This is a genomic window from Streptomyces sp. NPDC052020 (assembly GCF_040680575.1).
In the GTDB taxonomy this organism is placed as follows: domain Bacteria; phylum Actinomycetota; class Actinomycetes; order Streptomycetales; family Streptomycetaceae; genus Streptomyces.
Genome location: NZ_JBFAWY010000106.1, coordinates 1 through 1,077, shown reverse-complemented (window position 1 = coordinate 1,077; position 1,077 = coordinate 1). Strand labels below are relative to the sequence as shown.

Below are 1,077 nucleotides of genomic sequence, written 5' to 3'. Positions count from 1 at the left end.
GGCCGGGTGGTGGCCGGTGTGACGGCGGATCCGAAGCGTCTGCTGGCCGCGCTGGCGCGGGTGCATGTCGACGGCGTGGACATCGACTGGCCCGCCTGGTTCGCCCGGACCCCGGCCACCGCCGTCGACCTGCCCACCTACCCCTTCGACCACCACCACTACTGGCTCGCCGACGACCGCACCCGCAAGGCGTCCGCCACGGCGGACCAAGCCACCTGGCACCCCGTGCTGGGGCCGGGCCTGGAACTCGCGGGCAGCGCCGGCACCGTCTACTCGGGTCGGCTGTCTGCGCAGACGCACCCGTATCTCGTCGATCCGGTCACCGGGACCGCGCAGCTGCCCGGCACCGCACTCCTCGAACTCGCCCTCCGCGTAGGAGAACGGGAAGGCGTGCCGCGGCTCGACAGTCTCACCGTGGAACAGCCACTCCCGCTCCCGCTGCCCGAGCACGGGGCGGTCGACCTCCAGGTGAACCTTGGGGGACCGGACTCCGCCGGTCTGCGGCCGCTCAGTGTCCACGGGCGCCGCGAGGGCGAACCCTGGACCCTGCACGCCGGCGGCCTGCTCGGCCCCGCCTCCGCGACCGCTGATCCCGGCCTTTCCGGGCCGGCCGTCGACGTGACCGTGCCCGACGGCGGCGGCTTCGCCTTCCAGCCCGTCGCCCTGGAAGCCGCGTTGCGCCCCCTCCTGCCCGAGGCCACCACCCCCGGCACGGTCCACCTGCCGACGTCCTGGCGCGGGGCACTGCTGCACATGCCGGGATCCCGGCTCACGGGGGACTTGCGCATACGGCTCACCCCGGCCGGGCAGGACGTGTACGCCCTGACGGTGACCGACGCGTCGGACGCCCTGGTGGCGACCGTGGACGCGATGGGCGTCACCGCCGTGCCGACGGCCGGCCTCTCTCCTGCCGGGCTGCTGCACAGGGTGACGTGGGAGCCGGTGCTCGGGGCCGTCGTCCCGGACACTCCGCGGACACCGGAGCCGGTGGTGGTGCGGGTGCCTGGTGGTGGTGCGGAGCAGGCCGTGTCCGCTGTTCTGGGCCGGTTGCGTGACGAGCTTGCCGGTGAGAGTGCC

General features: G+C 74.4%; 1 pseudogene. It reads left to right on the top strand.

The features are described 5' to 3' along the window. Positions 1-18 precede the first annotated feature (18 nt). Positions 19-1,077 (top strand): annotated as a pseudogene (locus AB0L74_RS34885) (hypothetical protein); the annotation flags it as partial.